The organism is Pseudofrancisella aestuarii (assembly GCF_003574475.2).
GTDB lineage: Bacteria > Pseudomonadota > Gammaproteobacteria > Francisellales > Francisellaceae > Francisella > Francisella aestuarii.
Genome location: NZ_QLIS02000002.1, coordinates 247,015 through 269,739 on the forward strand (window position 1 = coordinate 247,015; position 22,725 = coordinate 269,739).

A 22,725-nucleotide genomic window follows, 5' to 3' on the forward strand; every position below is an offset into this window, starting at 1 on the left:
TATTAAGTTAATTTATATCTATTTCCAATAACTCTAACTTTAAAGTGTTTAAAACGTTTATAATTTAAAACACTCATGTATAATATTTAGCGATAACATTTTATTAAGTAATTAAAACATTTTAGGGTAATTTATGGGTGATAATTCTTTATCTTTATGGGGTCTTATATTAAATGCTAACTTTGTTGTTCAGCTTATAATGTTGCTTTTAGTAGCTATGTCTATATATTCTTGGGCAATTATGTTGGAGCTTAATAAGAGATTAAAAAAATATAGATTGGAAGAGTCTAGATTTGATAAGCTTTTCTGGGCTGGGCACCATATTCAAAAACTTTATGACTACTACTTACAGCATAAAGACAATATTTTTGGGAAGTCTATAATATTTTGTTCTGCATTAAGAGAGTTTAATGGGTTAAAAGAGACCGGTGTTCTTAAGGGTGAAATAATACTCGAAGGTATGGAAAGAACAGTTAATATTGCAATTACGCAAGAAACTAAAGAGCTTGAGAAAAAATTACCAACTCTAGGTACTATAGGAGCTATAGCTCCCTATATTGGTCTTGTTGGGACGGTATGGGGAATTATGTCTTCTTTTAATACTCTTGGTGGAGTAGAGCAGGCGACTATATCTGTAGTAGCGCCTCATATTGCAGAGGCTCTTATAGCGACAGCTTTAGGTTTGTTTGTGGCAATTCCTGCAGTTATAGGACATAGTAAGTTTTCTAATCAAATAGATGATGTGGTTACTGGATATGAATCTTTTCAAGACGATTTATGTATATTGCTTTTGAAAGAAGCTCATAAAGATGTTGCTAGAGAACAAAATTTTCAATAAGAGATTCTAACATGAAAAAGAATAGCAGAAGAGGTGTTAGAAAAAAGAAACCAATGGTTGAAATCAATGTTGTACCATACATTGATGTTATGTTGGTGCTTTTAGTGATTTTTATGATTACTACACCTATACTAACTCAAGGTGTTAAGGTTGATTTACCTAAAGCGACATCTGAAAAAATACCTTCTAATGATAGTAAGCCAATAGTTATTACTGTAAATAAACAAGGCGAATATTTTGCTAATCAAGGTATAAATGATACTAAGACTGTATTATCTGCCAATGATTTAAAGAAAGTGGTTGTTGATTTAGAAAAGCAATATCCAAATAAGCCTGTATATGTAAGAGGTGATGCTAGTGCAACTTACGGACAGGTTGTTAGTGCAATGGCTTTAATTCAGCAGGCTGGAGTAGAAAAGGTGGGATTGGTTACTGAAGATGATAAATCCTAAGCTTAAGCATATTATTGACTCTTTACAAAAGATAGTAAATGAAAAGCCATTTGTAGCTAAGTCAGTATTTATACATATAGGTATAGTCGTTGCTTTAGTTATCTTATCTAATTTAAGTGCATTAAGATTTTCTTCTGATTTGAAAATTGAAGCAGAGGTTCAAAAAAACAAACCTAAAAATATGCAAATTATTCAAGCTACCTCTATAAGTAGTTCAGAGCTTGATAGACAGATAAAAGCATATGATGATCACCAGCAAGAATTAAAGGATGCTCGAGAAAAGCTAAGAAAAGCTAAAGAAGAAGCAAGAAAGAAAGCAATAGCAAAAGCAAAACAAAAAGCAGAAGCTGAGCGTAAGGCTAAAGAAGAAGCACAACGTAAAGTTGAAGAAGAGAAAAAGGCTAAGGAAGAAGCTGAGCGTAAGGCTAAAGAAGAAGCACAACGTAAAGTTGAAGAAGAGAAAAAGGCTAAGGAAGAAGCTGAGCGTAAGGCTAAAGAAGAAGCTATAAAGAAAGCTAAAGCAGAAGCTGAAGCGAAAGCTAGAAAAGAGATTGAACAAAACCAAGCGCAGAGGGCTATCTCAAGCTATATATCAGAGTATCAAGATAGAGTAGGTAGTAACTGGATTAAAGATGATTGTCGAGGGATTTACGATCTTCCCAGAGCAATCATAAGAAATGGTAAATTTATGAGGTTAACTGGTTCGAGTGGTAATTATAGATGTGATAAATCATTAATAGATGCTATTCAAAATACCACACCTCCAGTAGTCACAAATAGTATAGCTAAGCAGACTCTTGAAAGAGAGAATGTGAGTTTTATATTTAAACAAAGTTAATGGATCAAAATATGATAAGAAAAATTCTCTCTATTTTTACAATATTTATATTTTTGTCAACAAGCTCTTATGCTGATTTAACAGCAGAGGTTACTAGTGGAGTTATACAAAAGCCATTAGTCACAGTTGTAAGTAACGATATAGTAGATGACTTTTCTCAAGGTGTTAACTCGGTAGTTACTGCTGATTTAAATAATAATGGCGCAATGGAAGCTAATGATGATATTAAATATGAGATAAAGTCTAGTCAGGATGTTCCTTGGAAAAATATAAACTCTGATTACGTTGTTTTAATTAATTATAAAAAGAATTCATCAGATAATTTTAGTGTTGAAGCAACTATCTTAAAAAGAAATGATACTGGTTATATTAGATCAATATCTTATAACGGTATAAGCACTTCACTGAAAAGAGTTTTAGCTCATAAAATAGCTAACTATGCTTATAAAACTATTGCCGGAGATGAAGGGTTTTTCTTGACAAAGTTAGCTTATGTAAAAGTTACAAATCCATATTCTAGGTATGGAAGAATATATGAGTTAATTGTTTCTGATTATGATGGTAATAATAAACATACTATATTAAGACAAACTGACAATCCTATTGCGACACCTTCTTGGTCGCATGATGGGAGATTTATAATTTACTCTAGTTATGTTGGTGGTAGTATGGGTATTTATACTATAGAGCTGGCAACTGGTAAGGTAAGAGAAATAGCTAAGTTTAAGGGTATAAACAGTGCTGCATCGTTCTCACCTGATGATAAGTCAATTGTTTTAGCTTTATCGAAAGGATATTCAGAGCAAACTAATATCTATGTTATGAATTTGGCAACTAAAAATTTAAAACAGCTCACTATTAATGGAATAAATACAGCCCCACAATTTTCTCCTAATGGAAATACAGTTGTATTTACTTCTGATAGAGGAGGTAAACCTAATATTTATATGGCTCCAGTTAATTCTAAGTATCCTCAATCATCTTTAGTTACAACTAGAACTTATCAAGCATATGATCCTAACTATACTCCAGACGCAAAGGATTTGGTATTTATGTATCAAAGGGGTAGGGGTGAAGGGACGCAAATAGCTAAATTAAATTTAGCAAATAATAGTATTGATGTTTTAACTAAGGGGAAAGCAGACGCTTCTCCGACGGTGTCACCTTATGGAGATATGGTGGCATATGTTTCTACAAACTCTAGGGGATATACATCTTTAAATATGGTATCATTAGATGGTGAAAAACAAATTTCTGTTGATAGCTCAAATGATGCAAAAACACTATTGCAATCGCCATCTTGGTCACCAAAGAATTTTTAAAGGACTTTTAAATGAATAAACTAACTAGATATTTTCCTTTGAGTGTTTTAATATTTTATTTAAGTGGCTGTGCTTGGTATCAGGGACCTGAGCCTATGCCAAAACTTAATTCGGATGGTTCTGCATTGTCAGACTTTTATAGTGGTCCTCAATTACCTGAGGAAACTGCTAATAATAGTGGAGATTTTGAAGTTAAAGGTTTTAATAATCAAGGATAGGAGTTAAATTATAATGAAAAAGAAATTATTGAGCTTGGCTTTAGTTGGGTCAGCAGCTTTAATATTAGCAAGCTGTTCTAGCAATAGACCTGATAATAGTGATTTAATAAAAGGTAAATATGCTGGAGTAGATAGTTCTCAAGCTTTAGAATTATCTAGTCAAATCTATGGTTCAGAAAATCTAAGCTCTGATCAGATAGAAGAAATGAAAAATCAGTTAATGAATATTAATTGTAGATCAGTTTATTTCGGTTTTGATAGTTATGATATTACAGATGAAGCTAAGCAATGTTTAGATCAAACAGCTGACTATTTAATCGCTCACCCAGATCAACCTATCAAGTTATCAGGTAATACAGATCCAAGAGGAAGTGAGAAGTATAACTTTAACCTTGGACAGAAGCGAGCAGATTCTGTTTATAAATATTTGTTAGATAGACAAGTTAAAGCTGATCAAATGTGTGTAGTAAGTTTTGGTAAACTTAAACCTGCTGCTGATCCAACTCAATATTATGATGAGTTTTGTGCAGATGGTGTAAATGATGCATGTACTTTCAAGGCTTCTGAAAAAGCATTCTATTTAGATAGAAGAACTGATTTAGACTTTGGGTCTAAATGTAATTAATTCTTTTCTACTCTTTTTTTATTTTTTCTTATAAAATAGTCTTTAAATTTTTTCGATTACTTTAAAAAAGATGATAAGTATCCCTAAAATAGGTTTTGTAAGCCTTGGCTGTCCTAAGAATTTAGTTGATTCTGAACGTATAATTACCAAATTAAAAGCGGAAGGCTATGAGCTTTCAGATAGCTATCAAAATGCTGATATGGTTATAGTTAATACTTGTGGATTCCTTAATTCTGCTATAGATGAATCTTTGGAAGTTATTGGTGAAGCTATTGCTGAAAATGGTAAAGTGCTTGTAACAGGTTGTCTTGGTAATAAAGCTGATTTAATAAAAGAAAAGCACCCTGAAGTTCTAAGTATCACAGGTCCTCAGGATTATGAGAATTTAATAGAAGCTGTGCATACTCATGCCCCAATATTTGCAAGTGATTTTGTTTCTTTAGTTCCTCCTCAAGGAATTAAACTTACCCCAAGACATTATTCTTATATGAAAATATCAGAAGGGTGTAATAATACTTGTACATTTTGTATTATTCCAGATATTCGAGGTAAGTTAAAAAGCCGCTCTATAGATAACATAATGAAAGAGGCTGAAAAGCTGAAAAATGCTGGAGTTAAAGAGCTTCTGGTAATATCTCAAGACACTTCTGCTTATGGTGTTGATATTAAATATAAGTCTGGAATCTGGAGAGATAAAGAATATCAAAGTAATATCTTAGATCTATCTACAGCTTTAGGTGAGTTAGATATGTGGACAAGACTACATTATGTTTATCCATATCCGCATGTTGATAAGATCGTACCTCTTATGGCTCAAGGAAAAATACTTCCTTATTTAGATGTGCCACTACAACACTCATCTCCAGAAGTTCTAAAAAGAATGAAGAGACCTGCTCATACTCAGAAGACTTTAGACAGAATAAATAAGTGGCGTGATATTTGCCCAGATATAACTATTCGTAGTACATTTATCGTTGGTTTTCCTGGAGAGACAGAAGAAGATTTTGAGCATCTTCTAGATTTTGCTGAAAAAGCACAGCTTGATAGAGTAGGATGCTTTAAGTATTCAGAAGTTGAGGGAGCAAAGGCAAATAGCTTTGATAATCTGATTTCTGAGGAAATAAAACAGCAGAGACTTGATGAATTTATGGGATTGCAGGCTCAGATAAGTGCTGATAAATTACAAAGATTTGTTGGTACAGAGCAGCAGGTGATTATTGACTCTATTAACTCTGATGAAAACTATGCTATAGGGCGTACTAAATATGATGCACCAGAAGTTGATGGGCAAGTAATTATAGGCGATGCTGTTGAAAGAGGCTTAAAAGTTGGTGAATTTGCTAATGTAGAAATTACAGAATCAACTGAATATGATCTAATAGCTGATTAGATTAAGGGTAAAAATGATTTTTTTATTAGGTGGTTTAGTAGGATTTGTTGCAGGCTTTGTATCAACTCTTTTAGGTGGTGGAGCTGGACTTATAGCAACACCCGCATTTTATTATTTAATAGTTCATGTTTATGGTGTTGATCATGCGATGCAAATAGCTCTAGCAACTTGTTGTGGAATGTCTATATTTCTTAGTGTGGTAGCTAGCTATAAGCATATTCGCAGAGGTACTGTTAGTTTAAAAGAATTTAAAGGCTATTTAATTGCGCTAGCAATAGGCGCTGTTATAGGTGCAATTATCATAAAACATATTGATGCGATGCTTCTAAAACATATATTTGCAGTAATACTTTTCTTAAGTGGTGTTTGGATGGTGATGCATAATGAGAATAAGATCATAAAGCCACCTAAAAGTTTACAATATGTTATATCTAGTATATGTGGTTTATTAAGTGTGCTTGCTAGCTCAACTACATTTGCTACTATGTTTTTTATAAAAGTTGGTATAGAAATTAAGAAAGCTATATCAACAGCTAGTATTTGTGTATTTATAAATTCAGTCATAGCAACCATTTTACTAGTCTACGGAATAAATATAGATGTACCAAATACTTATGGTTATATAAGTGTTCCACTATTACTTTCTTCCGCGCCACTAACAATAGTTGGCAGTTTACTGGCTGTGAAATATCTTAATATAATTTCTCCTATGTTATTAAGAACTTTGTTTATAGGAATAATGTTTTTATCATCAATAGTTATGATGTTATAGGCTTTTAAAAAAATAGCTTTTTGGTTATACTTATAAGCTCATATCTGGAGAGGTGTCCGAGTGGTTGAAGGAGCACGCCTGGAAAGCGTGTATAGCTTAACGGTTATCGAGAGTTCGAATCTCTTCCTCTCCGCCAGATTCTACAAATTTATTAGAGTATTTTCATTCAAGGGGTAATATATTATGAAATATGTGGAAAGACTAAAACATAATAGTAGTTTATATATAGGATATCCTCCTGCTACTGATTTTGAATTAAGTCAATATGCAGAGCTTCTTGACTACTCAATGAATAGTTTAGGTGATCCCTATATGTTAAGTAATCCTTTTAGTAGTCATGCTCATGAAAAAGCTATTATAGATTTTTTTATTGGGTTATATGAACTTGATATTAATAAATACTGGGGATATTTAGCTAATTGTAGTTCAGAGGCTATACTATATTGTCTTTGGAAAGCTAGAGATTATTTAAAGCAGCATAAAAAAGATATAAAAGTTATATGTAATAGATTTTCTCATTATTCGATAGATAAGGCTGTTGAAATTTTAGATATTGATCTAATTAAAATATCATCTAACGAATATGGAGAACTAAACTATAAAGAGTTAGAGGAAAATATACATACAGATTATAGTTATATTTTTTTTGGTACTATTGGTTCAACAATAACCTCATCGATAGATGATATAGTTAAGGTTAAGTCTATATTTAATGCTAAAGGAGTGAATCATTATATACATGCTGATGCGGCATTTGATGGGGCTTTTATTCCTTTTACTGATGATATTAGGTTGTGTAGAGATTTTGACTCAATAAATATTAGTGGCCATAAATTTATAGGCGCACCTATGCCCTCAGGAATAATGATTATAAACAAGAAGTATGTTAAGGGTGAATTTATTGAGTATGTCCTTAATAGTGATGTAACAATAGGTGGAAGTAGAAATGGACTAAATCCATATTTACTTTATAAAAGGATTAAGCAAATTGGTGGCATAGAAGGACTTAAAAATAGATATTTTGAGTGCTTAAATAATGCGAAGAAATATGAGAAGACTTTAAAAGAAAATGATATTGATGTGTTTAGATATAAAGATTCTTTAGCTCTTGTATTAAAAAATATTCCTAAAGAAATAATGGAAAAATGGCATGCTCCATCAAAAGGTGATCTGACCACATTAACTGTATTGCCTAAGCTTACAGAAGCTAGACTAGAGAGTTTTATCTATGATATTAGGGCTTATAAAGCTAATAAATTTAAGCTAGATATAAAGACTTTAATGCCTGCTGAAGTTGAAAAGCTTTAAACTCAAAAAACTATTTACATAACTTTTTCTTATTTATTGAATAAACAATTCTTATTTGACTCACTCTAAAGCCTAACTTATTATTCTTAATATAGGTTAGATATTAAACCTAACTTATAGAGGGTATAAAAATCTAGAATCAGATATTTATACTTTATATAACTTTATAAAAAGGATTCTTCAATGATGCTTAAAAAAATTGTCACAGCTCTAGGCTTGTCAGGTATGTTGCTATCGGCAAATAGTGTAATGGCTGATAGTAAATCTACTACGAATGATAACCTTTCACCACAAAGTGTAGATTTATCACCATTACGTAATTTAAATGCTATAGATAGTCCTATGGGTAAAGACTACAACTATAATGAAGCATTTAAAAAATTAGATGTTGAACAATTAAAGCAAGATATGAAAGATTTGCTAACACAGTCGCAAGATTGGTGGCCTGCAGATTTTGGTAACTATGGTCCTTTCTTTATTAGGCTATCTTGGCATGATGCTGGCACATATAGAATCTATGATGGTAGAGGTGGGGCAAATCGTGGTCAACAACGCTTTTCTCCATTAAACAGTTGGCCAGATAACGTAAACCTTGATAAAGCTAGACAGCTTCTATGGCCTATAAAGCAGAAGTATGGAAATGCAGTTTCATGGTCTGATTTAATAGTCTTAGCAGGTACTGTTTCATTAGAATCAATGGGTATGGAGCCAATTGGCTTTGCTTTTGGTAGACAGGATGATTGGCAAGCGGATAATACTAATTGGGGAGTTAGCCCAGAAGAGTTATCTAGTAATGTGAAAAATGGCAAGCTTGAAAAGCCATTCTCTGCTACTCAAATGGGATTGATATATGTGAATCCTGAAGGTCCAGATGGAAAACCTGATAAAGCTGGTGCTGCAAGTGCTATACGCCAAGCTTTTGGTGGTATGGGTATGAATGATAGAGAGACTGTTGCTCTAATTGCTGGTGGACATACTTTTGGTAAAACTCATGGTGCAGTGCCAGCTAAAGATGTGAAAAAAGATATTGGTCCAGCACCAGATAAGGCTCCAATTGAGCAGCAAGGTTTAGGCTGGCATAACAGCTATGGAACTGGTACAGGTGATGATACTATGGGTAGTGGTTTGGAAGGCTCGTGGACAACTACGCCAACGCAGTGGAATCACGACTTCTTAAATAATCTGTATAATCTAAACTGGAAGAAAACTTTAAGCCCAGCAGGTGCTCATCAATGGACTCCAACTGATGCTAAGAAAGATAATATGGTTCCTGATGCACATAAAGCAGATACTTATCATAAACCAATTATGTTTACGACAGATTTAGCATTAAGAGAAGATCCTTCTTTTAATAAATATGCTGAAGAGTTTTATAAAAATCCAGCAGAGTTTAAGAAAGCTTTTGCTGAAGCATGGTTTAAGCTAACTCATAGAGATATGGGTCCTAAATCAAGATATATAGGTCCATGGATTCCTCAACAAAACTTTATATGGCAGGATCCTGTTCCTAAGGCTGATTACAAACAAGTTTCTCAGCAGGATATAGAGCAACTTAAGCAAGATATCATAAACTCTGGGTTAACTAATTCTAAGCTTGTGAAAACAGCATGGGCATCAGCTTCAACTTATCGTAAGACTGACTATAGAGGTGGCGCAAATGGTGCAAGAATCGCATTAGCTCCTGAAAAAGATTGGACAATGAATGAACCTGAACAGCTTGAAAAAGTACTTACTAAGTTGAAAGAAATACAAGCTAACTTTAACAATAGTAAGAAAGATGGTACAAAAGTATCGTTAGCAGACTTAATAGTCCTAGGTGGTAATGTAGGTGTTGAACAAGCTGCTAAAGAAGCTGGATACACAGTAGAAGTTCCATTTGTGCCAGGTAGAACAGACGCTACTCAAGAGCAGACAGATGTTGAATCATTTAACTATCTAAAAACTAAGTCTGATGGATTTACAAATTATACTGACGGTAGCGAAGGTTCTGACAAACTTCCTCAAGCATTAGTTGAGAAAGCAAGTATGCTTAATTTGAATATTCCAGAGATGACTGTTTTAGTCGGTGGTTTAAGAGTGTTGGGCGCTAACTATGATAATTCTCAAGAGGGTGTATTTACATCAACTCCTGGTAAGCTTAATAATAGTTTCTTTGTTAACTTATTAGATTTCTCTAATGAGTGGAAAAAATCTAATAAAGTTGATGGAGAATATATTGCTTATGATAGAAAGTCAGGCGAGCAAAAATGGACAGCATCTTCTGTTGATCTAATCTTTGGTTCTAATTCTGAGCTTAAAGCCGTTGCTCAAGTATATGCTGAAAATGGTAATGAGCAGAAGTTTGTGAACGATTTTGCTAAAGCATGGCATAAAGTAATGATGCTAGGCAGATTTGATGTTCAAGAATAATTTCTTATTTCTTTCTTAAAGTTAGTAAACTAACGATTCCTAAAACTATCCATCCAATCATAAGAGTAGTTCCTCCTATAGGAGTTAATCTAAGTAATTGGGGAATATCAAAAATTATTGAAAAATAGATGCTAAAACTAAATAGTAGCGTACCAATAATGAATAAAAATCCAGATAGCTTTAAAGTGATGCTACTAGCTAATTTTCCACCATTTAATGCCACTAATCCTATGCCACTTATAACTATGGCATAAAGTTGATTATAGCGGATAGCTGTCATTATGAAGTCAAAATGCTCAGGAGTAATGTTCATTTTTAAACCATGCTCAGCATAAGCTCCAAATGCAACTGAAATAAACCCTAAAATAGCTCCAAATATTAATATCATAATTTTTCCACAAAATATAAATATTGAACTTAGGATAGTTTTACTTGGTTAGAAAAGCAATATTTAGAATTGTTTTATTTGGTGATTAAAAAATTTAGCTATAAATACTAAATAATCCTTGTCATTTTTAGTAAGAAATATAAAATTGCTGAGTTGAGGATTATATAAAATTTAAATTGGTATAGTATGAGATGGATGCCAATATCTAGATATCAGAATAGATTCTTTTTAGACTGGAAGAAACGACCTGATAACATGCATAATGTGTCTATAGTTTATAAACTAAAAGGTGGTTTGAATAAAGTTGCTTTGAAGAGGGCGTGTGAGTTATTTATTCAGAATAATGATATAGTTCATGCAAAGTTTTCAGTTGATGGAGAAAGCTGTAGTTACATTGATTTTGGTATAGATGATATTTATCAAGAAAGAGAATTTGATACTGGCTCTCCTATGGTTAAGCAGTTGCGAGATCTTTTAGACATCACCTTTGACTTAACTGCTGGAAAATTACTCAGAATTTATTTAATTAATATACCAAATAAAAATGAATTCATTTTTGTATTATCGAATGTCCACCATGTTATCTCAGATGGTGAGTATATGCTTCAAATAGTTAAGCAGGTTCAGCTAGCATATAACACTATTATTAGAGGAGAAGAGCCTAATATAAAAACTCAAAGTTTCTTTAAAGCTATAGAAAAAGAACAGGAACTGCTTACACAGAGTTATATAGATGAAGCAAAGCAGTTTTGGTTATCTTTTATTGGTGATACACCAGTAAGTATTAATTTACCTTATAAAGATGCTCATGTAGATAAAAAAGATAGAACTGGGAGCTTTATATATTTTTTCTTAGATGGCGAAGAAAAGAAAAAGCTAAAAAAGATTGCAAAAAAGAACAATACAACTTTATTTGGAGTGTTGGTAGCTGTCTTTAGTGTAATAATTTATAGGTATAGTAAGCAGAAAAATTTCATGCTTAGTTTTCCAATTAATGTAAGACCTCCTGGGTTTGGTGAAGTAGTGGGGTGCTTTATAACTAATAATTTATTTAAATTAGAATTTGATAAAATATCGGGCTTTAAAGATTTACTCTCTCAACTTACTGAGCAAAGGAAGGTTATAAAGAAGCACTCAAGATATATGTATTTAGATCTTATTAATGATCAAATAAATTTAGGTAAAAAAGCAGAAAGTATGTTTAATGCTAATATAACTCAAACCTATTTAAATTCGGAAGGTTTAGCTTTAGATGGTGTTATAAATGAACAGTTAAATATTCCTTGGTCATCTAATGTTTCTAATGAAATGTCTCTTTATTATGATGATGATTCACCAAATAAAATAAAATTTAGATTCCAGTATAGAAAAGCTTTATTTGACAGTGAACTTATGGAGAAGCTAGTTAAAGACTATAGAGATATATTGGAGAATATTATTAGTTTTGGGGATCTTGATTATCCTCGAAAGGCATCTTAATCATTCCTAAAAGCTTTTGAGTTTGTACAATATCTCTATGCTCACTTAAGCCGATATCCATAGTTGTTTGATCATTGGCGGCATTAGCACGATATGTGGCAAATAATCTATCCCATAGAGATAAATTAAATCCGAAATTTGAATTAGTCTCCTTTGGTATTACAGAATGATGTATACGGTGCATATCTGGCGTGATAATGAAATAGCGTAAATATTTATCAATCATCAAAGAAAGTTTAATATTTGAATGATTAAACATTGAAGTGGCATTTAGGACAATTTCAAAAATTATGACAGATTCTACTGATGCACCTATAAAAATTATCACCATGAATTTGATTAACATTGATAATACTATCTCAATAGGATGGAAGCGCAATCCAGTTGTTACATCAAAGTCTAAGTCAGCATGATGTACTTTGTGTATTCGCCAAAATACTGGTAAATAATGGAATAAAACGTGTTGTAAAAATATAGCAAGGTCGAGGACTAAAAAAGCTATTATCACCTTTAACCATTGAGGAATATCTAAAGCATTTAAAAGCCCTAAATGATTTTGGCTACACCATATAGCAATACCAACTGCAGCCGCTGGAAATAGTAAACGAATTATTATAGAATTTATAATTATTAAGGATATATTATTAACCCAGCGAATCTTTTTAGAAACCTTTTGTTTTCTTCTTGGTGCGATGATTTCCCAAACCATCATTATTAGTAAAATGCTGAGAAAGAAAAATAAACGTATGGTTAATTCATAAGGCATTTAAAAGTCCTTTTTCTTAAGCTTACCTATCACAGTTGTTGCTAGCATTTTGAATAAATTACTCCAGTTCGGATTTATAGAGTAATTAGCCATGCATCTATAAAGCTTATCCATAGAAGTTTTATTTGTATTTAATAAATGTCCAGGAGAAATAAACTTGTCATAGATGATAGATTTCTCTACATTTTCATAATTTAGTAAGTTACCAAAATTGCCATGACCAGAAACTATCTTATTTTTATCCTCATTTCCTCCCCAAGTTAAGTAAGGATTGAAGAAGGTAAGTACAGACATAATGTTTACTGTGACACTTCCATATTTCATATTTGTAATAGCTTTTTCTAGGATTTCTCTATTAGCTTTTTTTGTGGTTTCATCTATTAGAATGCAACTTGTTAAAGTTCCATGTAGCTTGGTATTACAGAAGTCTACAGCTTTAGGTAGAAACTCCTCGGCAGTTGCTGCAGTATCAAGAGAAATTTCATCCATTATTTGGCAGAAGGCTTCTTTAGTTATGCAGAAGTCATTTTCATTAACATTTGTGATTAACATAAAATCTGAGGATTTATAAGAACCATTTTCGGGTTTTATAATCTCTGCATTTGGATAGTTTTTATGGAAATCTTCTTTAACTTGGTCTGAATTTGGATAATAAGTGCCTGTAGCAGGAGTGTCATTTTTTATAGCATCTCTAATAGCATTTAGGAACTCTTCACGTTGAGACCAATTTTTTGATGTAATAATAGTTTGTGGGCGACCACATATAGCACCGCCATTTAATTTAGCTATAGTTACTATTTGGATAGCCTGATGTTTAATTTCTTTTTTTGTCCATAGACGATCTCCAGGTACTATAATGCAAGGGTTATTTCCTCCGCATTCTGATATTAAAGGAGTATTTGTTGAATCCATAATCGCCTCAGCTGTTTTAGCTCCACCAGTAAAATAGATTTTTGATAATCTTTTATCTTGAGTTAAGGCTTGCCCATCATTTGGCTCACAAAAGCTGAGTGCTCCAATTTCTATGAGAGGTTCTAAAACTTTTATCCAAACTTTGTCTGTTTCATGGTTTATAGGGTGAGGCTTGTGGATTACTGCAGCATTTTCTAGGAAGATAGCTTTTATAATTTCCAAAGATGAGCTATAGTTGCCAGCTCCTAATATAGCTATAATTTCGGGAGATTTATTTAAAGGATCAATTCGCTGTGAATTTCCTTTTACTCGGATATAGTCTTTTCTTCCAAAATAAATAATTTTATCTTTTATGTTTTTTGGGAAGACATGAACATCATGTAAATCATCTTTAACTTTTTTAATACTTATTGGCTGTAATGTTTTTCCTTTTATAAGTGATTTGTATAGATCTATACAAGCAGATACGGCTGTGGCAAAAGGAAAAACAGTAGCGCTTTTAGAGAATGAGTGACTATATAAATCCTCTCCTAATCTCGAGTTTTTCATATTAGAATCACAATATGCTAATTCATCAATATATTTAGCCAAATTTTTACGGATTTTATAAAGTAGGTTAAGTCTCTCTTGAGTGGCTACTAAGCTCCATTTGTTGGCATCTAGTTGATCTATAGACTCTATTGCTGCAAGGTGTTTCATCTTTTTATTCATAACATACCTCTGGATAAAAATTACCTACTAAGACAATCAACTATATTGTTTGGTGTATCAAATGGTTTTATATTACTGTATTGCCAGTTAACTCCATCCCAAACTTTATCTATAGTTTTGTCACGACCACAACCTGTTCGGTAATAACAGTAACGTTTTGGATTTTTATCATGATATTTTTGATGATATTTTTCTGCTTTATAGAAGTGAGTGCTTGGTAATATAGCTGTATAAACTTCCTTGTCATTTTTTTTGAATTCGGCCTTTAAACTATTTGTCACTTCTTTAGCTACTTTTTCCTGCTCAGGATCTAGATAATAGATTGCTGATTGATATTGCTCACCTCTATCACAGAATTGACCACCAGCGTCTGTAGGGTTTATTCTACGGAAAAAATATTCAACAAGCTCTTTATAGCTTATCTTATTTGGATCATAAACTACTCGAACTGATTCTTTATAGTTTGTAGTGCCAGAGGAAACTAGCTTATAAGTTGGGCTTTTTGTTTCTCCACCATCATATCCAGATGCTACTCTAATGATTCCATTATGGCTAAGCTCTTTATGGTTTCTCATATAGTCAAAATCTGATTCTAAACACCAAAAACAACCACCAGCAAAAATAGCTTCTTTATATTGAGAGCTTTTTGCCCAAGAAAAATTAATAAAAAGTAAGAATATTAATAAGCTAATAATTTTTCTCATAAAGCGTCCTATTAGTAATTATAAAAAGAATTATATCAAACCTTAGCGATAGATGATCTAAGTAAAGTTTTAGTAATGTATAATAAATTTATTAAATAGAAGAGGAGCTTATAGATGAGAATCTTAATTAGTATGATAATTGTTTGTTTAAGTATAGTAGTTTCTTATGCTAAAAATAGTGAACCTTGGGAAAGCTTTGATAAATCTAAAAATATAAAAGAACTTAATAAAGATCAGTTTTATGTTACTCAGAAGGGTGGCACAGAAAGACCTTTCAAAAATGAATATTGGGACAATCATCAACAGGGTATATATGTAGATGTGGTTTCAGGTGAGCCACTATTTAGCTCTACAGATAAATATGAGTCTGGAACTGGTTGGCCTAGCTTTACAAAACCAATCGATAGTAAATTCATTGTTGAAAATGAAGATAATAGTTGGTTCATGACAAGAACAGAAGTTCGATCTAAGTATGGTAACTCACATTTGGGGCATGTGTTTGATGATGGTCCTGCACCTACTGGTGAAAGGTATTGTATGAACTCAGCAGCCTTAAGATTTATTCCTGTTAGCAAAATGAAAGAAGAGGGATATGGGGATTATTTATATCTTTTTAAAAGTGAAGATAAACCTTCATGATAAGCTTAGAAAAATTTACTGAAAATGATATAAAAGACTTATTAAATTGGCTTGATGGTACAGATATTAGATTTTTATATCAGTTTGGAGGTATAAATTATAAATTTCCTCTAGATGAAGCTCAAATTAAACAAACTATGCAAAATGATAAAGTCTTGTTGTTTAGGGTTACAAACTCTTTGGGAAGATCTATAGGACATTGTCAAATAATTAGACTTGATTTAGATAATCGTACAGCTTCTATAGGTAGATTATTAATTTCTGATAAAGAAAGAAATAAAGGGTTAGGGTCAGTCATGATTAAAAAGCTTTTAAGCTATGCTAAACAAGAATTGGGTTTGCAAGAGATTAGTCTAAAAGTTTTTGATTTTAATATATCAGCTATAAGATGTTATGAAAGATTAGGATTTATAGCTTACGATAAAGAGACTTTAGATATCCCAAACTTAAATGAAAGGTGGGAGTTAATTCTAATGAAAAGAGAATTATAAACTAATAGATCTTATAGAAAATAGATATATGAATTACTTACCAGCACAAGCATCATCGCATTTGTTGCTTATGGGATTACATTTGTCTTGACATTGGTTCATGGCAATATAGTTATTGTCATTTTTATGGTCATTAAAACATATGTCTCTACATGTATTGCGTTGCTCGTTACATTTTGATCTACATTGATTTTCTGCATCACTACGGTTATTAGCTATTGATATAGATGTTGTTATTAATATTAATGCACTAATAAGTAATACTTTTTTTTTCATAAATTTCCCGTGAGGATATTAATTAATATATTTTAAGTATATCTTGATGATAGATAGTTAAATAGGAATTATTTGATATATTTGATTGCCTATAATATTTTTAACTATAGACAATGTTTATTGAAAAAAGATTTTTTAAAAAATTAGTTTAGTTAAGAATATAGATTTAGTCTGATTAATTAATCTTCGATAACTGTATCAGGGAAGAAATGTTTTACACACTTAGTATAGTCACCTGGTGTGAATGCTGAATATGGAGTTTGATATCCTACAAGTTTACAAGCATATGATTTACCACCAGGGTTGTTAGCATTGTAGCCAAAGTCTTGTTCCCAGTAAGTTAGAGTAGCACCTGCGCCTTGAGCATCAAACTGTTTCATTAATTTACAGCCTAATACTTCATTATTAGGAATTGGTACATTAAGATCTTTAGCGAAGTTTTCATAGTAGTTGATACGGTTCATAGATTGAGCAACTTCTACGCTACCTCCACACTCTACACCACCATTGATGATTTGTGTAGTAACACCAAAGCCAGGAGTTAATAAGTTTTCCTTATCACGAGCATTTGGCTGCCATGTACCATCAATAACGTGTAGCATAGATGGTTTAGGTGGTTGAGGGTATACAAAGAAGAATACCGCTGAAGCCAAGTTTAACCATGTGTCTGCTACTAATTCAGGTTGATCTAATAATGTTCTTACTGTACCAAACATAGCTTGTGAGAATGGGCCATAGTTATAGTTATAACTTAATTGTTTAGCACCTCTACCAAAGTATGACTTGAACTGACCTTTGTAAGGACCACTTTCAAATGTACCACATGGCCAAGCTTTTCCTTGCCATACATCAGGATTACATTCACCATTGTATCCACCAGGTTGACCCTCAGACCATCCCATTTCACGAATGTGAACTAGACCTTGGCGCCATTCAGGAACATCCCAATGAGAAGTATGTCCTCCAGTTTCTTGAGTGAAGTGAGCAAACATAGTTGCTAAAGATTTACGACAAATAGCATCTGAGTCTCTACCGTCAGTATAAGTACCACAGAAAGCAGGAAACTTAGCTACTGCTTTTAAGAAGTTTTCATAAGTATACTCAGGAGAACGTTTAGGGAATAGATAATCCCATTTTTGGTTAGAAATAATTCCTTCTACACGCTTAACGTTCTCAGGGTTGCTTGCTAAACCAGGTTTAACAGCTTCTACTATACTATTATCTCTAGTTTCAATAGACTTTTTAACAGCAGTCATTACTGGACCACTTGTTAACTCAGCTTCTTTAGCATCTAAAGCAGCTTGAGTAGTAACATATTTGCCATCAGTATTTTCTTCAGGATTATTAGGCTCCTCTGGATTAGTAGGATCTGTAGGTTCAGTTGGAGTGCTTCCATCATGTAGATCCCATGCAGAATCCCAAGCTGTTCCTGTTCCAGGAGCATAAGCCCATGCAGCACTAGCACACCAAGCAGCTACGCCAGTTTTACACACATACAGTTTTCCACCATTTGCAACTATATCACCACTCTTATAAGCAGTTCCTTCAACATATTGAGGATAATCACCTGTTGGAGTTGGAGTTGGAGTTGGAGTTGGAGTTGGAGTTGGAGTTGGAGTTGGAGTTGGAGTTGGAGTTGGAGTTGGAGTTGGAGTTGGAGTTGGAGTTGGAGTTGGAGTTGGAGTTGGCGAGCTACCAATAACCCCAAAGCTTTGAACGCTAAATTCTGGATTGCTAGGAGAGAAAGAGATAGTAGCTGATGTTCCAGCAGGTAATACATATCCTTCTCCTTCAGGCCACCATTTTTCTACTGTAATAGTAGCGTTGCTACCATTTTTAGTCATAGTGCTTTTTCCAGGTAGACCCCATATACTTCCAACCTGAGCGCCATTAGATAATGTGAAATTGATAGGACTCTTTAGAAGGTCTGTATTTTTATCACATTTAAATGTGATGCTTCCAGTCCAGCCTTTTTTAAAATCTGTCATGTTACAATTAGCAAAAGCAGTTGAGCCCATTAGTGCTAAGGTTGCAGCTGAAATTAACTTCACTTTCATGTTCATATTTCTCATCCTTAATAACTATTTAAAAATATTTATGAATATATTAATATTAAATTAATTGTGATTTTATATCATGGAAATTTATTAATCTATATACTTATACAGCAAAATAGTTTATTTGTGATATGGGTGACCCTCTAGAATCGTATAAGCTCTATATAGTTGTTCAGTTATGATTATCCTTACTATAGGGTGTGGGAATGTCATTTTAGAAATTGAAATTTTTTCTTTCGCTATTTGTTTAATACTATCATCAATCCCATCAGGTCCACCTATTAGAATTACAACATTTGGATTGTTAAGTTTCCAGTTTTCCATTTTTTGAGCTAATTCTTCAGTAGAGATGATTTTAGAAGCTACGTCTAATATAACTAAGTGATCATTATCGTTTAACTTATTTAATATGGTTTTAGCCTCTTGAGCTAACCATAGAGAAGAGTTACTTGTTTTAGTACGTTTTGCTATAGGTAATTCAATAAGTTCTATAGGGATAGATTTACTTAATCTTTTTTTATATTCATCAAATCCGTCACAAACCCATTTTGGTGGTTTCTCACCTAAAGATAATATTTTTATTTTCATAATTATCTAGTAAAGCAGAAATAATTATCTTTTGAAAAATCTTTATTGAAAGAATAACCTTCGACATTAAACTTCTTAATATCTTGGATATCGTCTATTTGATTCTCCATAATATATCTAGCCATTAATCCTCGAGCTTTTTTTGCAAAAATCCCTATGGTTTTAAAAGAGCCACTCTTGTTTTCTTTAAAATCAATATCTAACCAGTTAGCTTTTAGTTTTTTCGGGTTAATCGCTTGAGAATATTCTTTAGAAGCTAGATTTATTAGGGTTTTATTTTTTTGTTTTGAGAAGAAGTCATTTAGCTGATTTGTAACTTTATCTTGCCAATATTTGTGGAGGATTTTATCATCTACTTTAATTTTTGTTCCCATCTCTAGCCTATATGCTTGCATTAGATCAAGAGGGCGGAGAACACCATATAACCCAGAAATCATTAATAAGTGATCTTGAGCATACTCAATAGTTTTTTTATCTAGACTTTCAGCATTTAGACCCTTGTAAACATCGCCACTAAAAGTAAATATAGCTGCTTTAGAGTTTTTTGTATTAAAATCGTCATAGTTTAATTTATTATGTTTCTCAAAAACTTCATTAGCTAAGTTTTCACTAATTTTCATTAATTTCTCAATTTCATCTACTTCATAGTGCCTTAGTATATTTATAAGACCTTTTATTTCAGACTTAAATATTGGTTGAGTAAATTTATAGTTTTCTGAAATAGAGTCAAAGTTTTGACTTTTTGCAGGGGATATTATAGTTATCATTTTGTCGTTATTTTTATTTATATTGCTTAATATAAAATAATAACAAGTTGTTTAAAATAATGGAAACTTTTACGGGTAAGTTAGCTTGTAATTTGGCTATATGTTTAGTAGTATATAGCTTGCTGACTTGGTCCTCCCGCAATGATAGATTGTGAACCCCGCCAGGTCCGGAAGGAAGCAACGGTAGCCGTTGATTCGTGTGCCGGGATGTGGCTGAGCCAGCACTTAATTTTTATTTCTAACTTCTACCTAATACTCTTCGTATTCCAAAATCAGTATCGCTAGAAGTTGTAATCATTTTATTATCAGCAGTACTTCCTCTTACACTTATTGTTACAGGGCCTGGATTTGGTCTGTTTATCATCCATGTTCTATTCTGGAAATGAGCAGGTGTTGGTATACCGTTAACTATAAATATAGGATGATCATCAGGACCTAATGAAGGATCTAGCACTATTGCAAGCTTCTCATTATGCACAAAAATATTTGAACCTTTTGTAGGAGAAAGAATTTTTACTCTTAAAATATTATTTTGAGATTTATTAGAGTTTTGGTTAGTCGTTGATTGCTCATCTATTAAAGAATTGTTTTTAATAGTTGATAGTTGCTCTTCAGCAAGTGACTGCGCACCAAGTCTATTTGTCGGGTTTACTCCAACACGTTCATATTCTTCTTCAAATACTGGAGCTGTTTGAGAAAAAACAACATTGCCATTTTCAGAGCGCCAAGTGTATATATTATTAGCAAAAAGAAAAAAAGGAGCTATAGAAAGGTTAATAAAACAAAAGGCTTTAATAAAGTTTCTCATAGGGTTACGTAAAAATATTTATTATTGCTTTTATTATATATGTTTATAAATATTACTGCACCTCAGGTTGCACCTTGAAATTAATTAAATGTTTTAAATCTCGGCTTTAAATGGTCTTCTTTTATTGAAAAATATTTTGGTTTGATCTTTACTTATTTTTATAATAGTTATATCGTTATCAACTTGTTTACTTTCTCCTATATTCATTTCTTCAATTGTTTTTAAAATAAAACTCTCCTTTTCATAGGCTTTTAGGTATATTTTATTTTGCATGTTTTCAGAATATATTTCGTCTTTAAATGCTTGAACATTATATAAATAACTATCAAGAGCGTTTAATACATAAAACCTTAATTGTGAAAACATACTATTATAATCATTTGTATCAGCTAACTTGCTTTTAGGATTTTTTGATAACTTTTCTAAAAGCTTATGGTTATTTTCTTCTAGATCTTTAAAACAATTAACTTCAAGGTCATGAGCAAAAACATTTCTTATTTTATTTAATAATATGCAACTTTCTATAATTAAAGGAGGTATAAGATTAAATGACTTCAATAAGTTAATTTTAGAATGGAAAGTTGGTTTAGTTTCATACCAAAATTTAGCTTTTGGTAATAAATAACATAAATAATGATCTACTCTATTTTCAACTAAAAGCATTGTTATTAATGCTTCCATTCGATCATCTTTAATATTTTTAACTTTATCTAATAATTCAAATAACTCACTTTGATATGGGAACTTTCTAAGTGGGGCATGCCATAATGATTCACCTATATTTCCCTTAATATTATTGAGTATGATTTTAGTCATAAATTTTTATTTCAAAGTTTGAAGCTGTTTTATTATTTTATTCTAAATTTATATGTTTTTATTTAAATTTGCACCTTGAGTTTTATTATTTAAATCTATTAATAATTCTGAAGTCTTGAAAATTAAGGTGGCACACCCAGAGGGACTCGAACCCCCGCATCTGCCTCCGGAGGGCAACGCTCTATCCAGTTAAGCTATGGGTGCTTTATTTGTTATATAAGAATAATAAAATATTAAAGAAAAATCATTGTCTAATTTATTGTCAAACATTCAATATTTTTGCTGTAAAAAAGTTTTGACAAATGTTGACAAATAAATTTTGTCAGCCATAATAGATGGTGACATCATAAGAAATAAGAGGAGATAATGATGAATAAACATATAGTTGAAGGAAAGTGGGAACAGTTTAAAGCAGCTGTTAAAAAGAAATATGCAAAGCTTACTGATGATGAGTTATTAGAAGTTAAGGCAAACTCGCAAAAGTTATCAGGATACCTACAAGCTAAATATGGTTTAGCAAAAGATGAAGCTGAAAAAGAAGCTAAAGATTTTAAAGAAAAATTTCAATAATAAATAACAAAGAGGATTAATTATCATGAATAAAAAAACATTAACAATAGTTGGTATAGTAGTAGCAGTTTTAGTTGTTGGATTTGTGTTATATAGTTCTTCTGGAGAGGTTAGAGATAGTGTAGATAATGCTAGTCAGACAGTAAAAGAAAAAGTTTCTGATGCTGGCGATTATATTAGTGATAAAGCTTCAGATGCGAAAGATGCACTAGATACTAGAGGGCCAGCAGAGAAAACAGGTGACGCTATAGATAATGCAGCATCAAATGCTAAAGATGCGCTAGATCCTAGAGGGCCTGCAGAAAAGGCTGGTGATGCGGTAGATAATGCTGCATCGAATGTTAAAGATGCTGTAAACCCTAATGGGCCTGCGGAAGAAGCTGGAGAAGCAGTAGATAATGCTGCATCAAATGCTAAAGATGCTTTAGATACAAGAAGCCCTGCTCAAAAGTTAGGTGACAAACTAGATCAAGCGTCAAATAATGTTCAACAACAAGTAGCTTAATTAATCTTTCAAATTTTTCTTTTCTAAAAATTATTAAATAACTCATATTCTTTGAACAATTAGTTTTAGAGTAGTG

At 32.2% G+C, this 22,725-nt stretch carries 25 protein-coding genes, 2 tRNA genes and 1 other RNA gene; 17 read left to right on the forward strand and 11 right to left on the reverse strand.

The features are described 5' to 3' along the window. Window positions 1-133: 133 nt before the first annotated feature. The 11 genes from tolQ (at window position 134) to katG (ending at window position 10,172) form a co-directional block, all read left to right on the forward strand. Window positions 134-838, forward strand: a complete 705-nt coding sequence (gene tolQ, locus DNK87_RS05290) for a protein TolQ (RefSeq protein ID WP_071663127.1) — start codon at window positions 134-136, stop codon at window positions 836-838. A gap of 11 nt (window positions 839-849) precedes the next feature. After that, window positions 850-1,290 (forward strand): protein TolR, encoded by a 441-nt coding sequence (gene tolR / locus DNK87_RS05295; RefSeq protein WP_119329853.1) that lies wholly within the window; start codon window positions 850-852, stop codon window positions 1,288-1,290. Beyond that, the gene (locus DNK87_RS05300; protein ID WP_119329854.1) at window positions 1,277-2,128 is read left to right on the forward strand and encodes an energy transducer TonB; all 852 of its coding nucleotides are present in this window, start codon (window positions 1,277-1,279) and stop codon (window positions 2,126-2,128) included. Before tolR ends, DNK87_RS05300 begins: the two co-directional genes overlap by 14 nt. Window positions 2,129-2,142: 14 nt before the next feature. Next, window positions 2,143-3,450: a PD40 domain-containing protein gene (locus tag DNK87_RS05305; protein WP_211360956.1), complete on the forward strand. Its 1,308-nt coding sequence runs from the start codon at window positions 2,143-2,145 to the stop codon at window positions 3,448-3,450. Between the two features lie 11 nt (window positions 3,451-3,461). Then, window positions 3,462-3,668 carry a hypothetical protein gene (locus DNK87_RS05310; protein ID WP_071663123.1) on the forward strand — a complete coding sequence of 69 codons (207 nt, stop codon included), beginning with the start codon at window positions 3,462-3,464 and terminating at the stop codon, window positions 3,666-3,668. A 10-nt stretch (window positions 3,669-3,678) separates the two neighbouring features. Continuing rightward, window positions 3,679-4,293, forward strand: a complete 615-nt coding sequence (locus DNK87_RS05315) for an OmpA family protein (RefSeq protein ID WP_119329855.1) — start codon at window positions 3,679-3,681, stop codon at window positions 4,291-4,293. A gap of 70 nt (window positions 4,294-4,363) precedes the next feature. Further along, entirely contained in the window at window positions 4,364-5,683 is a 1,320-nt protein-coding gene (gene rimO, locus DNK87_RS05320; RefSeq protein WP_119329856.1) for a 30S ribosomal protein S12 methylthiotransferase RimO, read from the forward strand. 13 nt (window positions 5,684-5,696) lie between these two features. Beyond that, the gene (locus DNK87_RS05325) at window positions 5,697-6,455 is read left to right on the forward strand and encodes a sulfite exporter TauE/SafE family protein (RefSeq protein WP_119329857.1); all 759 of its coding nucleotides are present in this window, start codon (window positions 5,697-5,699) and stop codon (window positions 6,453-6,455) included. Window positions 6,456-6,501: 46 nt separating this feature from the next. After that, window positions 6,502-6,591, forward strand: a tRNA-Ser gene (locus DNK87_RS05330). Window positions 6,592-6,638: 47 nt separating this feature from the next. Further along, on the forward strand, window positions 6,639-7,763 hold the full coding sequence (locus tag DNK87_RS05335) for a histidine decarboxylase (protein ID WP_119329858.1): 1,125 nt from the start codon (window positions 6,639-6,641) through the stop codon (window positions 7,761-7,763). A 186-nt stretch (window positions 7,764-7,949) separates the two neighbouring features. Continuing rightward, entirely contained in the window at window positions 7,950-10,172 is a 2,223-nt protein-coding gene (gene katG / locus DNK87_RS05340) for a catalase/peroxidase HPI (RefSeq protein WP_119330143.1), read from the forward strand. Window positions 10,173-10,176: 4 nt separating this feature from the next. On the opposite strand, the gene DNK87_RS05345 is transcribed toward katG, so the two are convergent. Beyond that, window positions 10,177-10,560, reverse strand: a complete 384-nt coding sequence (locus DNK87_RS05345; protein WP_119329859.1) for a DUF423 domain-containing protein — start codon at window positions 10,558-10,560, stop codon at window positions 10,177-10,179. A 186-nt stretch (window positions 10,561-10,746) separates the two neighbouring features. Between DNK87_RS05345 and DNK87_RS05350 the strand changes: the two genes are divergently transcribed. Beyond that, entirely contained in the window at window positions 10,747-12,039 is a 1,293-nt protein-coding gene (locus DNK87_RS05350) for a condensation domain-containing protein (protein ID WP_119329860.1), read from the forward strand. On the opposite strand, the gene DNK87_RS05355 is transcribed toward DNK87_RS05350, so the two are convergent. The 3 genes from DNK87_RS05355 to msrA are packed head-to-tail and all read right to left on the reverse strand — an operon-like array spanning window position 11,999 to window position 15,132. After that, window positions 11,999-12,805, reverse strand: coding sequence for a sterol desaturase family protein (locus DNK87_RS05355; RefSeq protein ID WP_119329861.1), 807 nt, complete (start codon window positions 12,803-12,805; stop codon window positions 11,999-12,001). The genes DNK87_RS05350 and DNK87_RS05355 overlap by 41 nt on opposite strands. Then, window positions 12,806-14,428 (reverse strand): aldehyde dehydrogenase family protein, encoded by a 1,623-nt coding sequence (locus tag DNK87_RS05360; RefSeq protein ID WP_211360951.1) that lies wholly within the window; start codon window positions 14,426-14,428, stop codon window positions 12,806-12,808. Window positions 14,429-14,448: 20 nt separating this feature from the next. Next, complete coding sequence (gene msrA, locus DNK87_RS05365; protein WP_119329862.1) at window positions 14,449-15,132, reverse strand: peptide-methionine (S)-S-oxide reductase MsrA; 684 nt, start codon at window positions 15,130-15,132, stop codon at window positions 14,449-14,451. A 132-nt stretch (window positions 15,133-15,264) separates the two neighbouring features. Here msrA and msrB point away from each other — a divergent pair, with 132 nt between their 5' ends. Then, window positions 15,265-15,771 (forward strand): peptide-methionine (R)-S-oxide reductase MsrB, encoded by a 507-nt coding sequence (gene msrB / locus DNK87_RS05370; RefSeq protein WP_377654946.1) that lies wholly within the window; start codon window positions 15,265-15,267, stop codon window positions 15,769-15,771. Further along, window positions 15,768-16,262 carry a GNAT family N-acetyltransferase gene (locus tag DNK87_RS05375; protein WP_119329864.1) on the forward strand — a complete coding sequence of 165 codons (495 nt, stop codon included), beginning with the start codon at window positions 15,768-15,770 and terminating at the stop codon, window positions 16,260-16,262. Before msrB ends, DNK87_RS05375 begins: the two co-directional genes overlap by 4 nt. Window positions 16,263-16,295: 33 nt before the next feature. Here DNK87_RS05375 and DNK87_RS05380 read toward each other — a convergent pair whose 3' ends face one another. The 4 genes from DNK87_RS05380 to yaaA form a co-directional block, all read right to left on the reverse strand. Then, the gene (locus tag DNK87_RS05380; RefSeq protein ID WP_159240227.1) at window positions 16,296-16,538 is read right to left on the reverse strand and encodes a hypothetical protein; all 243 of its coding nucleotides are present in this window, start codon (window positions 16,536-16,538) and stop codon (window positions 16,296-16,298) included. A 179-nt stretch (window positions 16,539-16,717) separates the two neighbouring features. After that, the gene (locus DNK87_RS05385) at window positions 16,718-18,601 is read right to left on the reverse strand and encodes a glycoside hydrolase family 19 protein (protein ID WP_159240229.1); all 1,884 of its coding nucleotides are present in this window, start codon (window positions 18,599-18,601) and stop codon (window positions 16,718-16,720) included. Between the two features lie 114 nt (window positions 18,602-18,715). Then, window positions 18,716-19,183, reverse strand: coding sequence for a 23S rRNA (pseudouridine(1915)-N(3))-methyltransferase RlmH (rlmH, locus tag DNK87_RS05390; protein ID WP_119329866.1), 468 nt, complete (start codon window positions 19,181-19,183; stop codon window positions 18,716-18,718). Between the two features lie 2 nt (window positions 19,184-19,185). After that, window positions 19,186-19,950: a peroxide stress protein YaaA gene (gene yaaA, locus DNK87_RS05395; RefSeq protein WP_119329867.1), complete on the reverse strand. Its 765-nt coding sequence runs from the start codon at window positions 19,948-19,950 to the stop codon at window positions 19,186-19,188. A 125-nt stretch (window positions 19,951-20,075) separates the two neighbouring features. On the opposite strand from yaaA, the gene ffs reads away from it, so the two are divergent. Next, window positions 20,076-20,172: signal recognition particle sRNA small type (ffs, locus tag DNK87_RS05400), an RNA gene on the forward strand. Window positions 20,173-20,188: 16 nt separating this feature from the next. On the opposite strand, the gene DNK87_RS05405 is transcribed toward ffs, so the two are convergent. The 3 genes from DNK87_RS05405 to DNK87_RS05415 all read right to left on the reverse strand — a co-directional run bounded on the left by DNK87_RS05405 (window position 20,189) and on the right by DNK87_RS05415 (window position 21,778). Then, complete coding sequence (locus tag DNK87_RS05405) at window positions 20,189-20,758, reverse strand: DUF4124 domain-containing protein (RefSeq protein WP_119329868.1); 570 nt, start codon at window positions 20,756-20,758, stop codon at window positions 20,189-20,191. 93 nt (window positions 20,759-20,851) lie between these two features. Beyond that, on the reverse strand, window positions 20,852-21,574 hold the full coding sequence (locus tag DNK87_RS05410; protein ID WP_119329869.1) for a hypothetical protein: 723 nt from the start codon (window positions 21,572-21,574) through the stop codon (window positions 20,852-20,854). Window positions 21,575-21,702: 128 nt separating this feature from the next. Beyond that, a tRNA-Arg gene (locus tag DNK87_RS05415) sits at window positions 21,703-21,778 on the reverse strand. A gap of 165 nt (window positions 21,779-21,943) precedes the next feature. On the opposite strand from DNK87_RS05415, the gene DNK87_RS05420 reads away from it, so the two are divergent. Together DNK87_RS05420 and DNK87_RS05425 are read left to right on the forward strand one after the other, a co-directional pair. After that, window positions 21,944-22,144, forward strand: a complete 201-nt coding sequence (locus tag DNK87_RS05420) for a CsbD family protein (protein WP_119329870.1) — start codon at window positions 21,944-21,946, stop codon at window positions 22,142-22,144. Between the two features lie 25 nt (window positions 22,145-22,169). Continuing rightward, window positions 22,170-22,649, forward strand: a complete 480-nt coding sequence (locus DNK87_RS05425; protein WP_119329871.1) for a hypothetical protein — start codon at window positions 22,170-22,172, stop codon at window positions 22,647-22,649. Window positions 22,650-22,725 lie beyond the last annotated feature (76 nt).